The following is a 13,630-nucleotide window of genomic DNA, read 5'->3' on the forward strand; positions in this document are numbered from 1 at the left end:
AAAATAATGGCATTTGAAAGTTTAACAGAACGTTTACAGAACGTCTTTAAAAATTTACGTAAAAAAGGAAAAATTTCTGAGGCAGATGTTCAAGAAGCAACCAAAGAGATTCGTCTAGCATTATTGGAAGCCGACGTTGCCTTGCCAGTTGTGAAGGACTTTATCAAGAAGGTTCGTGAACGTGCAGTCGGACACGAGGTTATTGATACGCTTAATCCAGCACAACAGATTATTAAAATCGTTGATGAGGAATTGACAGCTGTTTTAGGTTCCGATACGGCTGAGATTATCAAGTCTCCTAAGATTCCTACCATTATCATGATGGTCGGTTTGCAGGGGGCTGGTAAAACAACCTTTGCTGGTAAATTGGCCAACAAACTCAAGAAGGAAGAAAATGCCCGTCCTTTGATGATTGCGGCGGATATCTATCGTCCTGCTGCCATTGATCAGCTTAAAACCTTGGGGCAACAAATTGATGTGCCTGTCTTTGCACTTGGAACAGAAGTTCCAGCTGTTGAGATTGTCCGTCAAGGTTTGGAACAAGCCCAATCCAACCACAACGACTATGTTTTGATTGATACGGCGGGTCGTTTACAGATTGATGAGCTTTTGATGAATGAGCTTCGTGATGTTAAGGCCTTGGCTCAACCAAACGAAATTTTGCTCGTCGTTGATGCCATGATCGGTCAAGAAGCGGCCAATGTTGCGCGTGAGTTTAATGCTCAGTTGGAAGTGACTGGGGTTATCCTTACCAAGATTGATGGGGATACTCGTGGTGGTGCGGCTCTGTCTGTTCGTCATATCACTGGAAAACCTATCAAATTCACCGGTACAGGTGAAAAGATTACAGATATCGAAACCTTCCACCCAGACCGTATGTCAAGCCGTATCCTTGGCATGGGAGATATGCTAACTCTGATTGAGAAAGCTTCTCAAGAATACGATGAGCAAAAAGCCCTTGAAATGGCTGAGAAGATGCGAGAAAACACCTTTGATTTCAATGATTTCATCGATCAGTTGGATCAGATGCAAAACATGGGGCCGATGGAAGACTTGCTCAAGATGATTCCAGGTATGGCTAACAATCCAGCCCTGCAAAACATGAAGGTGGATGAGCGCCAGATTGCTCGCAAACGTGCTATCGTATCTTCGATGACACCTGAGGAGCGTGAAAATCCGGATTTATTAAATCCAAGTCGTCGCCGTCGTATCGCTGCAGGTTCTGGAAATACTTTTGTCGAAGTCAATAAATTCATCAAGGATTTTAACCAGGCGAAACAGCTCATGCAGGGTGTCATGTCTGGTGATATGAACAAGATGATGAAGCAGATGGGCTTCAATCCCAATAACCTTCCTAAAAACATGCCAAATATGGGAGGAATGGATATGTCTGCTCTTGAAGGAATGATGGGGCAAGGTGGAATGCCCGATATGTCAGCTCTTGGAGGAGCTGGAATGCCAGATATGAGTCAGATGTTTGGTGGTGGACTTAAAGGTAAAATTGGTGAGTTTGCCATGAAACAGTCTATGAAACGCATGGCTAACAAGATGAAAAAAGCGAAGAAGAAGCGTAAATAAAAAAAGGAAAGCAGAAATACTTTCCCTGCATATAAAAAAGAACTTTGAATCTGATTCAGAGTTCTTTTTTAGTGCGATTGGCCTATTCCCACTCAACGGTTGCAGGTGGTTTACTTGTGATATCGTAGACGATACGGTTAACGTGGTCGACTTCATTAACGATACGAACAGAGATTTTTTGAAGGACTTCCCATGGAATTTTCGCGAAATCAGCTGTCATACCATCGATAGAAGTGATCGCACGAATGGCGATGGTGTAGTCATAAGTACGACCGTCACCCATAACACCGACTGAACGAACGCCTGTGTTAACAGTAAAGTATTGCCAGATGTCACGATCAAGACCTGCTTTGGCAATTTCTTCACGAAGGATAGCATCAGACTCACGAACAGTTTCTAGTTTTTCCTCAGTGATCTCACCCATAACACGGATCGCAAGACCTGGTCCTGGGAATGGTTGGCGCCATACGATCTGGTCTGGCATACCAAGCTCTGTACCGAGGGCACGGACTTCGTCTTTATAAAGAGTGTTCAATGGTTCAATCAATTCAAATTGCATGTCTTCTGGAAGACCACCAACGTTGTGGTGCGATTTGATGGTTTGAGCAGTATCTGTACCAGACTCAATCACGTCAGTGTAAAGCGTTCCTTGAGCAAGAAATTTTACATCTTTTAGCTTACTTGCTTCGTCATCAAAGACATAAACAAACTCGTTACCGATGATTTTTCGTTTTTGCTCTGGATCAGATATGCCTGCAAGTTTATCAAGGAAACGTTTAGCAGCATCTGCTTTGACGATATTCAAACCAAACTTACCACCAAGCATCTCCATAACTTGGTCTGCTTCCCCTTTACGGAGAAGACCGTGGTCTACAAAGATACAGATCAATTGATCGCCGATTGCTTTCTGGAGAAGAACGCCAACGACAGAAGAGTCAACACCACCAGATAGACCGAGAAGGACACGCTTGTCACCTACAGTTTCACGGATTTTCTTGATCTGCATGTCGATGAAGTTGTCCATTGACCAGTCACCCTTAGCTTTACAGATGTTAAGGGCAAAGTTGCGAAGGATATCATTTCCGTACACAGAATGGCGCACTTCTGGGTGGAATTGGATGCCATAGATATGTTTATCTGGGTTTTCAATAGCTGCATAAGGACAGTCAGCAGAAGTACCAGTACGAACAAAATCAGCTGGAATTTCTGTTACAGCATCGCCATGGCTCATCAAAACAATCTGTTCTTCAGGAGTTCCTTCAAAGAGGGCAGAAGGGGTATGGGTAAGTGGTGATTGGCCATACTCGCGGTTACCAGCATCACCTGCAGGGACAACTTTTCCTCCAAGTTTATGAGTTAAAAGTTGCATACCATAGCAGATTCCCAAAATTGGAATGCCAAGTTCAAAAATTTCTGGGTCAATATCAAATGAACCATCTTCGTATACAGAGTTTGGTCCACCAGAGAGGATGATCCCTACAGGGTTAATCGCACGAACCTCTGCGGCTGAGATTTTATGACTTTTTAGCTCTGAAAAAACACCAATTTCACGAATACGGCGTGAAATCAGCTGGTTGTATTGGCTACCATAGTCCAGCACGATGATTTTTTCGACATCTTGCAAATCAGTTGAAATGTTGCTCATCTTTTTCCTTTCTCAAAAGAAATATCTTTTTCAATATTCTATCACAAATAGGGGCGAATTACCAACTAAACAAGGCAAAGTTTGACTTTTTATTAGCAAATACGGTACAATGGAGAAAATAAAGAAAAGAAGTGAGAATCATGTTACCAGCTTATATGAAAATCCACGATCAGATCAAAAAGGATATAGATGAGCATCATTGGAAAATTGGTGAGAGACTTCCAAGTGAGCGAGATTTAGCTGAACAGTTTCAGGTTAGCCGGATGACATTACGCCAAGCTATCTCTCTCTTGGTTGAGGAAGGAGTTTTGGAGCGTCGTGTAGGAAGTGGGACTTTTGTCTCTAGCACTCGTGTCCAAGAAAAAATGCGGGGTACAACCAGTTTTACGGAGATTGTCAAATCTCAAGGTAAAGTCCCTTCTAGCCAACTCATTTCTTACAGAAGAACCATTCCAAATGAGCAAGAGGTCGCTAAGCTAGGGATTACTCCGACAGAGAATATTATTCGCATGGAACGGGTACGTTACGCTGACCAAGTTCCGCTAGTCTATGAAGTCGCATCCATTCCTGAGAAATTTATTAAGGATTTCAAAAAAGAAGAAATCACCAGTCATTTCTTCCAAACGTTGCAGCAACATGGCTACCGGATTGGCAAATCCCAACAGACCATTTATGCGAGATTGGCTAAGGAAAAAATTGCTCACTATCTAGAAGTTGAAAAGGGGCATGCCATTTTAGCCTTGACTCAGGTCTCTTATCTTGAAGATGGGACGGCTTTCGAGTATGTAAAGAGCCAATACGTTGGTGAACGCTTTGAATTTTATCTTGAAAATAACTAGTCTAGAAAGGCTAGTTTTTTGTTTTAGAAAAGATTAGAATTGTCAAAACAATCTGTCTAGGCTTGATTTTATCTATTATTTACTATAAAATGAGAAGGAAAAACGTCAAACTTTTATATTGCAAATAGGAGAAAAAATGACAAAAACATTAAAACGTCCTGAGGTTTTATCACCTGCAGGGACTTTAGAGAAGCTGAAAGTAGCTGTTCAATATGGTGCGGACGCAGTCTTCATCGGTGGACAGGCCTATGGTCTTCGTAGCCGTGCAGGAAACTTCACCTTTGAACAGATGGAAGAAGGAGTCCAGTTTGCTGCTAAGTACGGTGCAAAGGTCTATGTGGCTGCTAACATGGTTATGCACGAAGGAAATGAAGCTGGTGCTGGAGAATGGTTCCGTAAGTTGCGCGACATCGGGATTGCCGCAGTTATCGTGTCAGATCCGGCCTTGATTATGATTGCAGCAACAGAAGCACCAGGTCTTGAAATCCACCTTTCAACCCAAGCCAGTGCGACCAACTATGAAACTCTTGAGTTCTGGAAAGAACTTGGTCTAACTCGTGTGGTTTTGGCTCGTGAAGTTTCAATGGAAGAATTGGCAGAGATTCGCAAACGTACAGATGTCGAGATTGAAGCATTTGTCCATGGGGCCATGTGTATTTCTTACTCAGGTCGTTGTACGCTTTCAAACCACATGAGTATGCGTGATGCTAACCGTGGTGGTTGTTCTCAATCTTGCCGTTGGAAATACGACCTCTACGACATGCCATTCGGCCAAGAACGTAAGAGCCTTAAAGGTGAAATCCCAGAAGAATTTTCGATGTCTGCCGTAGATATGTCTATGATTGACCATATCCCAGATATGATTGAAAATGGTGTAGACAGTCTTAAGATCGAAGGTCGTATGAAGTCTATTCACTATGTTTCAACAGTAACAAACTGCTACAAGGCGGCTGTGGATGCTTATCTCGAAAGTCCTGAAAAGTTTGAGGCCATCAAACAGGACTTGGTGGACGAGATGTGGAAGGTTGCCCAGCGTGAATTGGCAACTGGATTCTACTATGGTACACCGTCTGAGAATGAGCAGTTATTTGGTGCTCGCCGTAAGATTCCTGAGTACAAGTTTGTCGCTGAAGTGGTTGCGTATGATGATGCGACTCAAACGGCAACCATTCGTCAACGGAATGTCATCAACGAAGGCGATCAAGTCGAGTTTTATGGACCAGGTTTCCGTCATTTTGAGACTTATATCGAAGACCTTCATGATGCCAAGGGCAATAAAATCGACCGTGCTCCAAATCCAATGGAACTTTTGACCATTAAGGTTCCACAACCTGTTCAAGCAGGGGACATGGTCCGCGCGCTCAAGGAAGGTCTTATCAATCTCTATAAGGAAGACGGGACAAGCGTTACAGTTCGTGCCTAGAGAAGGAAAAGTGAATGAATCAAGCACAAGGTTTGTTAGTTGATGATGAAGGCAGATGTGTTCATTATCATGGCGAAAAGGACATCGTTTCTCTTCAGTGCTATGAGTGTAAAAAATATTATGCTTGTTATCGGTGCCACAATGCTATAGAAACGCATGTGTTTTCGCCCTATCCCTTGGCGCTTTCTGAGGATCGACCGATTTTATGTGGGGCTTGTAAGAGGACAATGACTTTCCAAGAATACCAAAAACAGATGGCTTGTCCGTACTGCAGTGCTCCATTTAATCCAGGTTGCAAACTACATCATTCATTTTATTTTAAATAGACAAAAATAGATCCATGCTTTAAGCTTGGGTCTTTCATTATGTTTCAGAAAAATTAGAAAAAATACGGAATTTCTCACCTTAAAAAGAGAACTTTTCCATATAATAGTACTAAAAATAGTAAAATTAGAAATTAATTATCTTAAACGCTTTCAATGTTAGTAAAAAGTTGACAAAAACAAATTTTAGGACTAAACTAAGGAAGTAAATTTAAATAAAAAGGAGAATTCATCATGAATTTAACATTTTTCGGTCTATGTCTTGCCTGTATGGGTGTATCCCTTGCAGAAGGATTTTTGATGAACGGTTTGTTCAAGTCTGCAGCACGCCAACCAGACATCATCCCACAATTGCGTAGTTTGATGATCATGGGGATTGCCTTTATCGAAGGAACATTCTTTGTAACCTTGGCGATGTCATTTGTCATTAAATAGACAACTCTATTTAGAAATGGAGGTGTCAAACCATGGAAGAAAGTTTGAATCCAACCGTTAATATTGGACCAATATCCTTTGATTTGACCCTGCTTGCCATGTCTCTTGTAACTGTTTTGATGGTTTTTGCCTTTGTCTACTGGGCAAGTCGTAAAATGACCATCCGTCCAAAGGGCAAACAAAATGCTCTTGAGATGATTTACGACTTTGTGATTGGTTTTACCAAACCAAACATTGGAGAATCATACATCAAGGATTATTCCTTATTTCTGTTTTCTCTATTTCTGTTTATCTTGGTTGCCAATAATATCGGCTTAATGGCAAAAGTACAAACAACAAACGGTTATAACTTGTGGACTTCCCCAACAGCCAACCTTGGATACGATTTATCCCTATCATTCTTGATCACTTTGATCGCCCATGTAGAAGGAGTTCGTCGTAGAGGCGTTAAAGAATATTTGAGAGCATTTGTTACACCTGGCTTTATGACTCCGATGAACATTTTAGAAGAGTTCACCAATTTTGCTTCCTTGGCGATTCGGATCTACGGAAATATTTTTGCCGGTGAGGTCTTAGCTGGATTGCTATTAGCCTTGTCACAAAATGCTTTGTATTGGTATCCTTTTGCCTTTATCGCAAACATGTTATGGACAGCCTTTTCGATTTTCATTTCATGTATTCAAGCCTATGTCTTTACCATGTTGTCATCGATGTACATTGGTAAGAAGATAAATGCTGGGGAAGAGTAAGTAGAGGAGGATTAGAAGATGGATTTAACTATTAGTACCATTATTGGTGACTTTATTCTTATCGCTGGTTCCTTCCTTTTATTAATTTTTTTAGTGAAAAAATATGCCTGGGGAAATCTTACCAATATTTTAGATGAACGTGCTGAAAAAATTTCTTCAGATATTGACGGAGCAGAAGCTGCCCGTAAGAAGGCCGAAGAACTCGCTAGCAAACGTGAAGCTGAGTTGGCAGGTAGCCGTTCGGAAGCTAAGACAATTATCGAGAATGCAAAGGAAACAGCTGAGAAAAGTAGAGCTGACATCTTGGCTGAGGCGAAACTGGAAGCAGGACGCTTGAAAGAAAAAGCTAACCAAGAAATTGCTCAAAATAAAGCGGAAGCTTTACAAAGCGTTAAGGGTGAGGTAGCAGATTTGACGATTAGTCTCGCTGGTAAAATCATCTCACAAAACCTTGACGGACAAGCCCATAAAGAACTCATTGATCAGTACATCGATCAGCTAGGAGAAGCTTAATGGACAAAAAGACAGTAAAGGTAATTGAAAAATACAGCATGCCTTTTGTCCAATTGGTGATTGAAAAGGGAGAAGAAGACCGTATCTTTTCTGACTTAGCTCAAATCAAGCAAGTCGCAGAAGAAACAGACTTGCCTTCTTTTTTAGGTCAAGTGGCAGTAGGTGAGTCGGATAAGGAAAAAACCGTTCGTTTCTTCCAAGACTCAGTGTCACCATTAATGCAAAACTTTTTTCAGGTGCTGCTATACAATCACAGAGCAAATTTATTTTATGAAGTAATTGTAGATTGTTTGAGTCGACTTGAAAAAGAAACGAATCGATTTGAAGTAACGATTGCCTCCGCTCATCCATTAACAGATGACCAGAAGGCGCGATTGCTTCCTTTGATTGAGAAAAAAATGTCTCTGAAAGTTCGGACTATCAAAGAACAAATCGATGAAAGTCTCATTGGTGGTTTTGTCATTTTTGCCAATCACAAGACAATTGATGTGAGTATTAAACAGCAACTTCGTGTTGTTAAAGAAAATTTGAAATAGAAAGTGGTGTTCTTTTGGCAATTAACGCACAAGAAATCAGCGCTTTAATTAAGCAACAAATTGAAAATTTCAAACCCATTTTTGATGTGACTGAAACTGGTGTTGTAACCTATATCGGGGACGGTATTGCGCGTGCCCACGGCCTTGAAAATGCCATGAGTGGAGAGCTCTTGATTTTTGAAAACGGCTCTTATGGTATGGCGCAAAACTTGGAATCAACAGACGTTGGGATCATCATTCTCGGTGACTTCACGGATATCCGTGAAGGAGACACTATCCGTCGCACGGGTAAAATCATGGAAGTTCCTGTCGGTGATAACTTGATTGGACGTGTTGTGGATCCACTTGGTCGTCCCGTTGATGGTCTCGGAGAAATCCATACTGACAAGACTCGTCCAGTAGAAGCACCAGCTCCTGGTGTTATGGAGCGTAAGTCTGTATCAGAACCATTGCAAACAGGTTTGAAAGCTATTGACGCCCTTGTACCGATTGGTCGTGGTCAGCGTGAGCTGATCATTGGTGACCGTCAGACAGGGAAAACAACCATTGCAATCGATACCATCTTGAACCAAAAAGGGCAAGATATGATATGTATCTATGTAGCGATTGGACAAAAAGAATCAACAGTTCGTACGCAAGTAGAAACACTTCGTCAGTACGGTGCCTTGGACTACACAATCGTTGTGACAGCCTCTGCTTCACAACCATCTCCATTGCTCTTCCTAGCTCCTTATGCCGGAGTTGCTATGGCGGAAGAATTTATGTACCAAGGCAAGCATGTTTTGATCGTTTACGATGATCTTTCAAAACAAGCGGTCGCTTATCGTGAGCTTTCCCTCTTGCTTCGTCGTCCACCAGGTCGTGAAGCCTTCCCAGGGGATGTTTTCTACCTTCACAGCCGTTTGCTTGAGCGCTCAGCTAAAGTTTCTGATGAGCTTGGTGGTGGATCTATTACAGCTCTACCATTTATCGAGACACAAGCGGGAGATATCTCTGCCTATATCGCAACCAACGTGATTTCTATCACTGATGGACAAATCTTCCTTGGTGATGGTCTCTTCAATGCGGGTATTCGTCCAGCCATTGATGCGGGTTCATCTGTATCCCGTGTAGGTGGTTCGGCACAGATTAAAGCCATGAAGAAAGTTGCTGGTACACTTCGTATCGACCTTGCTTCATACCGTGAGTTGGAAGCCTTCACTAAGTTTGGTTCTGACTTGGATGCAGCAACACAGGCTAAGTTAAACCGTGGACGTCGTACTGTGGAAGTATTGAAACAACCTGTCCATAAACCACTACCTGTTGAGAAACAAGTAACCATTCTCTATGCTTTGACACATGGTTTTTTGGATACGATTCCTGTAGATGACATTGTTCGTTTTGAGGAAGAGTTCCATACTTTCTTTGATGCTCATTATCCAGAGATTTTGGAAACCATTCGTGAAACAAAAGACTTGCCAGAAGAAGCGGTCTTGGATGCTGCGATTACAGAGTTTCTCAATCAATCCAGCTTCCAATAAGAATAGAGGTGTCAGATGGCAGTATCTCTAAATGATATTAAAACAAAAATCGCCTCAACCAAAAATACGAGTCAAATCACTAATGCCATGCAAATGGTATCGGCTGCCAAGTTAGGTCGCTCTGAAGAAGCAGCGCGCAACTTTCAAGTTTACGCTCAGAAGGTCCGTAAGCTTTTGACGGATATTCTGCATGGTAACGGATCTGGTGGTTCAACCAATCCGATGCTCATCAGTCGCCCAGTTAAGAAAACAGGCTATATCGTTATCACTTCAGACCGTGGCTTGGTTGGAGGTTATAATGCTTCCATCCTTAAAGCCGTTATGGAGTTGAAAGAAGAATACCATCCAGATGGTAAAGATTTTGAGATAATCTGTATTGGTGGTATGGGAGCTGATTTCTTTAAGGCTCGTGCTATTCAGCCAATCTATGAACTACGTGGCTTGGCGGATCAACCTAGTTTTGATGAAGTTCGTAAAATTATTTCAAAAACGATTGAGATGTACCAAAACGAACTTTTTGATGAATTGTACGTCTGCTATAACCATCATGTCAATACTCTCACAAGTCAAATGCGTGTGGAACAAATGCTTCCGATTGTTGACTTGGATCCAAATGAAGCGGATGAAGAGTATAGCTTAACCTTTGAGTTGGAAACGAGCCGTGATGAGATTCTAGAGCAGTTGTTGCCACAGTATGCTGAAAGTATGATTTACGGGGCTATTATCGATGCCAAGACAGCTGAAAATGCTGCAGGTATGACAGCCATGCAAACGGCGACCGATAATGCCAAAAAGGTCATCAATGATTTGACAATCCAGTATAACCGTGCTAGACAGGCGGCGATTACACAAGAAATTACAGAAATCGTAGCGGGGGCTAGTGCCTTAGAATAAGGCTTTGCCTCCCTCGTATTAAAATGAACTTATACTCAATGAAAATCAAAGAGCAAACTAGGAAGCTAGCCGCAGGCTGTACTTGAGTACGGCAAGGCGACGCTGACGTGGTTTGAATTTGATTTTCGAAGAGTATTAGGACCTAGTTGAACTAGGAACCGACAGTATCTTATATAGAATAGGAGAAGGAGATGAGTTCAGGTAAAATTGCTCAGGTTATCGGCCCCGTTGTAGACGTCTTGTTTGCAGCAGGGGAAACACTTCCTGAGATTAATAATGCACTTGTCGTCTACAAAAATGACGAAAGAAAAACAAAAATCGTCCTTGAAGTAGCCTTGGAGTTGGGTGATGGTATGGTCCGTACGATCGCCATGGAATCAACAGATGGTTTGACTCGTGGAATGGAAGTTTTGGACACAGGCCGTCCAATCTCCGTGCCAGTAGGTAAAGAAACTTTGGGACGTGTCTTCAACGTTTTGGGAGATACCATTGACTTGGATGCTCCTTTCGCTGAAGACGCTGAGCGTCAGCCAATTCATAAGAAAGCTCCAACTTTTGATGAATTGTCTACCTCATCTGAAATCTTGGAAACAGGGATCAAGGTTATCGACCTTCTTGCCCCTTACCTTAAAGGTGGGAAAGTTGGACTCTTCGGTGGTGCCGGAGTTGGTAAAACAGTTTTGATCCAAGAATTGATTCACAACATTGCCCAAGAACACGGTGGTATTTCAGTATTTACCGGTGTTGGGGAACGTACTCGTGAGGGGAACGACCTTTACTGGGAAATGAAAGAATCAGGCGTTATCGAGAAAACAGCCATGGTATTTGGTCAGATGAATGAACCACCTGGAGCACGTATGCGTGTTGCCCTTACTGGTTTGACAATTGCCGAATACTTCCGTGATGTAGAAGGCCAAGATGTGCTTCTCTTTATCGACAATATCTTCCGTTTCACTCAAGCTGGTTCAGAAGTATCTGCCCTTTTGGGTCGTATGCCTTCAGCCGTTGGTTACCAGCCAACACTTGCTACTGAAATGGGTCAATTGCAAGAGCGTATCACGTCAACTAAGAAGGGTTCTGTAACCTCTATCCAAGCCATCTATGTGCCTGCGGATGACTATACTGACCCGGCGCCAGCAACAGCCTTCGCTCACTTGGATTCAACAACAAACTTGGAACGTAAGTTGGTACAGTTGGGTATCTACCCAGCCGTTGATCCGTTGGCTTCAAGCTCTCGTGCCTTGGCACCTGAGATTGTTGGTGAGGAGCACTATGCAGTTGCTGCGGAAGTCAAACGTGTCCTTCAACGTTACCATGAATTGCAAGATATCATTGCTATCCTTGGTATGGATGAACTTTCTGATGAAGAAAAAACCTTGGTTGCACGTGCCCGTCGTATCCAGTTCTTCTTGTCTCAAAACTTTAACGTTGCAGAACAATTTACTGGTCAACCTGGTTCTTATGTACCAGTAGCGGAAACAGTTCGTGGCTTTAAGGAAATTCTTGAAGGAAAACATGACCAGCTACCAGAAGATGCCTTCCGTGGTGTCGGTTCAATCGAAGACGTCATTGCTAAGGCAGAAAAAATGGGATTTTAAGAGGTGATCTATGGCTCATTTAACTGTCCAGATCGTGACACCAGATGGCCTCGTCTATGATCACCATGCCAGCTTTGTATCGGTACGAACTCTGGATGGTGAGATGGGGATCTTGCCACGACATGAAAATATGATTGCGGTTTTAGCGGTTGATGAAGTGAAGGTGAAACGTATCGATGATGATACTCATGTGAACTGGATTGCAGTGAACGGAGGAATTATCGAGATTGCTAATGATATCATTACTATTGTAGCAGACTCAGCAGAGCGTGCTCGTGATATTGATATCAGTCGGGCAGAACGTGCGAAACTTCGAGCTGAACGAGAAATCGAAGAAGCTCATGACAAGCATTTGATTGACCAAGAACGTCGTGCAAAAATCGCATTGCAACGTGCTATCAACCGTATCAATGTCGGAAATAGACTATAAAAAAATGAACTTGAAACTCAAGTTCATTTTTTTTAATGTGGGAAGTTGATGCAGACTCCTTCAGGGACATGGAAGTCGTTAGAAAGCTCTGCAAGACGACCACTTTTAGGATTGCGCTTAAAGACGGTTGCGTTATCAGAATCTTGATGAACAGCAATGAGAAACTCTTGATCAGGACTCAGGTCGAAATCACGTGGATTTTTACCATGGCTTGGTACAATCTCTAATAATTCCAAGCTACCATCAGCGAGGATTGTATAGACTGCAATGGAATCATGACCTCGGTTGGATGCATAGAGGTATTTGCCATCTTTTGAAAGACGAATGGCAGCAGTAGCATTAAAGCCTTCGTATCCATCTGGTAAGGTTGAAATAACTTGCATGCGTTCAAATTCACCAACCCCATCATAAATCAAGACCTCTATCGTACTATTAAGTTCGCAGATGAGATAGGCAATCTTATAGTGATGGTGGAAAACGATGTGGCGAGCACCTGCTCCAGCTTGGCTATGATAAGTATAGAGTTTACTTAGTTTTCCTTCTGGACTGACATCGTAGGTCGTTACTTCATCCGTACCTAGATCACATGTGACGAGATACTGGTCAGGTGTTAGATCTGTAAAGTGGACATGAGGAGAAGTTTGATTTTCATGAGGACCTTGTCCACTATGCTGAACTAGATCCGTTTGGATAAGGCTACCATCCGTTTGACGTTTATAAACCAGAACTTGACCCCTATGATAGTTGGCCCCATAAACGAGACCACGCTTTTCATCCACTGCCACATAACAATGGGGAGCGCCTTCTTCAACCACATGATTTAGCAAAGCGCCATCTGTCTTGTAAGCAGCGATTCCGCCTAAGCCATCCTGACTCCCTACGGTGTATAAGTGTTGCTGTTGGTCAAAGGCAAGGTAGGTTGGACTTGGTTCAGCAGCAAAGAGTTCAAGATTTTCAAGCTGGCCTGTTTCTGTATCAAAATCTGCCTTGTAAATCCCTTTAGATAAGCGACGAGTGTAAGTTCCAAAATAAACAGTTTCTTTCATGTCCATACCTCTTAATAATGATAAGTTCATTATACCACAAAATGGCAGTCATGAAGCACTAGATTCATTCATGTAAGCACTTTAAAAAAGAGTTATTTTAG

At 42.4% G+C, this 13,630-nt stretch carries 14 protein-coding genes; 12 read left to right on the plus strand and 2 right to left on the minus strand.

The genetic code is table 11. The annotated features are described in order from the left end of the window. The first annotated feature begins 6 nt into the window (after window positions 1–6). Window positions 7–1,578 carry a signal recognition particle protein gene (gene ffh / locus I2H52_RS02255; protein WP_195594008.1) on the plus strand — a complete coding sequence of 524 codons (1,572 nt, stop codon included), beginning with the start codon at window positions 7–9 and terminating at the stop codon, window positions 1,576–1,578. An 82-nt stretch (window positions 1,579–1,660) separates the two neighbouring features. Here the strand turns inward: ffh and guaA are convergent, their stop codons facing one another. After that, the gene (gene guaA / locus I2H52_RS02260; protein ID WP_195594011.1) at window positions 1,661–3,223 is read right to left on the minus strand and encodes a glutamine-hydrolyzing GMP synthase; all 1,563 of its coding nucleotides are present in this window, start codon (window positions 3,221–3,223) and stop codon (window positions 1,661–1,663) included. Between the two features lie 140 nt (window positions 3,224–3,363). Between guaA and I2H52_RS02265 the strand changes: the two genes are divergently transcribed. From I2H52_RS02265 to I2H52_RS02315, 11 genes are all read left to right on the plus strand, one after another. After that, window positions 3,364–4,062, plus strand: a complete 699-nt coding sequence (locus I2H52_RS02265) for a GntR family transcriptional regulator (RefSeq protein ID WP_000936178.1) — start codon at window positions 3,364–3,366, stop codon at window positions 4,060–4,062. A gap of 136 nt (window positions 4,063–4,198) precedes the next feature. Beyond that, a complete protein-coding gene (locus tag I2H52_RS02270) occupies window positions 4,199–5,485 on the plus strand; it encodes a peptidase U32 family protein (protein ID WP_000169095.1) in 1,287 nt (428 codons plus the stop codon). 14 nt (window positions 5,486–5,499) lie between these two features. Beyond that, a complete protein-coding gene (locus tag I2H52_RS02275) occupies window positions 5,500–5,811 on the plus strand; it encodes a CHY zinc finger protein (RefSeq protein WP_080979095.1) in 312 nt (103 codons plus the stop codon). A 231-nt stretch (window positions 5,812–6,042) separates the two neighbouring features. Then, the gene (locus tag I2H52_RS02280; RefSeq protein WP_001054551.1) at window positions 6,043–6,243 is read left to right on the plus strand and encodes a F0F1 ATP synthase subunit C; all 201 of its coding nucleotides are present in this window, start codon (window positions 6,043–6,045) and stop codon (window positions 6,241–6,243) included. 32 nt (window positions 6,244–6,275) lie between these two features. Continuing rightward, window positions 6,276–6,992 (plus strand): F0F1 ATP synthase subunit A, encoded by a 717-nt coding sequence (gene atpB, locus I2H52_RS02285; RefSeq protein WP_000392937.1) that lies wholly within the window; start codon window positions 6,276–6,278, stop codon window positions 6,990–6,992. 18 nt (window positions 6,993–7,010) lie between these two features. After that, window positions 7,011–7,505: a F0F1 ATP synthase subunit B gene (gene atpF / locus I2H52_RS02290; RefSeq protein ID WP_000366311.1), complete on the plus strand. Its 495-nt coding sequence runs from the start codon at window positions 7,011–7,013 to the stop codon at window positions 7,503–7,505. Beyond that, window positions 7,505–8,041, plus strand: a complete 537-nt coding sequence (locus I2H52_RS02295; protein ID WP_000359021.1) for a F0F1 ATP synthase subunit delta — start codon at window positions 7,505–7,507, stop codon at window positions 8,039–8,041. The genes atpF and I2H52_RS02295 overlap by 1 nt, the downstream gene beginning before the upstream one ends. Window positions 8,042–8,055: 14 nt before the next feature. Next, complete coding sequence (atpA, locus tag I2H52_RS02300; protein ID WP_049500256.1) at window positions 8,056–9,561, plus strand: F0F1 ATP synthase subunit alpha; 1,506 nt, start codon at window positions 8,056–8,058, stop codon at window positions 9,559–9,561. Window positions 9,562–9,576: 15 nt separating this feature from the next. Continuing rightward, window positions 9,577–10,455 (plus strand): F0F1 ATP synthase subunit gamma, encoded by an 879-nt coding sequence (locus I2H52_RS02305; protein WP_195594013.1) that lies wholly within the window; start codon window positions 9,577–9,579, stop codon window positions 10,453–10,455. A 191-nt stretch (window positions 10,456–10,646) separates the two neighbouring features. Continuing rightward, complete coding sequence (gene atpD / locus I2H52_RS02310; RefSeq protein ID WP_000094372.1) at window positions 10,647–12,053, plus strand: F0F1 ATP synthase subunit beta; 1,407 nt, start codon at window positions 10,647–10,649, stop codon at window positions 12,051–12,053. Between the two features lie 10 nt (window positions 12,054–12,063). Further along, the gene (locus I2H52_RS02315; protein WP_000940836.1) at window positions 12,064–12,483 is read left to right on the plus strand and encodes a F0F1 ATP synthase subunit epsilon; all 420 of its coding nucleotides are present in this window, start codon (window positions 12,064–12,066) and stop codon (window positions 12,481–12,483) included. 32 nt (window positions 12,484–12,515) lie between these two features. Here I2H52_RS02315 and I2H52_RS02320 read toward each other — a convergent pair whose 3' ends face one another. After that, entirely contained in the window at window positions 12,516–13,529 is a 1,014-nt protein-coding gene (locus tag I2H52_RS02320) for a lactonase family protein (RefSeq protein ID WP_049501501.1), read from the minus strand. Window positions 13,530–13,630 lie beyond the last annotated feature (101 nt).

Origin of the sequence: Streptococcus oralis (genome assembly GCF_015561235.1) — a bacterium.
Classification (GTDB): Bacteria; Bacillota; Bacilli; order Lactobacillales; family Streptococcaceae; genus Streptococcus; species Streptococcus oralis_BK.

Excerpts from the sequence above, each read along its gene's own strand:
- I2H52_RS02295 (WP_000359021.1), top strand. The coding sequence starts at position 7,505 with ATGGACAAAAAGACAGTAAAGGTAATTGAAAAATACAGCATGCCTTTT.
- I2H52_RS02280 (WP_001054551.1), top strand. The coding sequence starts at position 6,043 with ATGAATTTAACATTTTTCGGTCTATGTCTTGCCTGTATGGGTGTATCC.
- I2H52_RS02275 (WP_080979095.1), top strand. The coding sequence starts at position 5,500 with ATGAATCAAGCACAAGGTTTGTTAGTTGATGATGAAGGCAGATGTGTT.
- I2H52_RS02270 (WP_000169095.1), top strand. The coding sequence starts at position 4,199 with ATGACAAAAACATTAAAACGTCCTGAGGTTTTATCACCTGCAGGGACT.
- I2H52_RS02320 (WP_049501501.1), bottom strand. The coding sequence starts at position 13,529 with ATGAAAGAAACTGTTTATTTTGGAACTTACACTCGTCGCTTATCTAAA.
- atpF (WP_000366311.1), top strand. The coding sequence starts at position 7,011 with ATGGATTTAACTATTAGTACCATTATTGGTGACTTTATTCTTATCGCT.
- guaA (WP_195594011.1), bottom strand. The coding sequence starts at position 3,223 with ATGAGCAACATTTCAACTGATTTGCAAGATGTCGAAAAAATCATCGTG.
- I2H52_RS02305 (WP_195594013.1), top strand. The coding sequence starts at position 9,577 with ATGGCAGTATCTCTAAATGATATTAAAACAAAAATCGCCTCAACCAAA.
- I2H52_RS02265 (WP_000936178.1), top strand. The coding sequence starts at position 3,364 with ATGTTACCAGCTTATATGAAAATCCACGATCAGATCAAAAAGGATATA.
- atpB (WP_000392937.1), top strand. The coding sequence starts at position 6,276 with ATGGAAGAAAGTTTGAATCCAACCGTTAATATTGGACCAATATCCTTT.
- ffh (WP_195594008.1), top strand. The coding sequence starts at position 7 with ATGGCATTTGAAAGTTTAACAGAACGTTTACAGAACGTCTTTAAAAAT.
- atpD (WP_000094372.1), top strand. The coding sequence starts at position 10,647 with ATGAGTTCAGGTAAAATTGCTCAGGTTATCGGCCCCGTTGTAGACGTC.
- I2H52_RS02315 (WP_000940836.1), top strand. The coding sequence starts at position 12,064 with ATGGCTCATTTAACTGTCCAGATCGTGACACCAGATGGCCTCGTCTAT.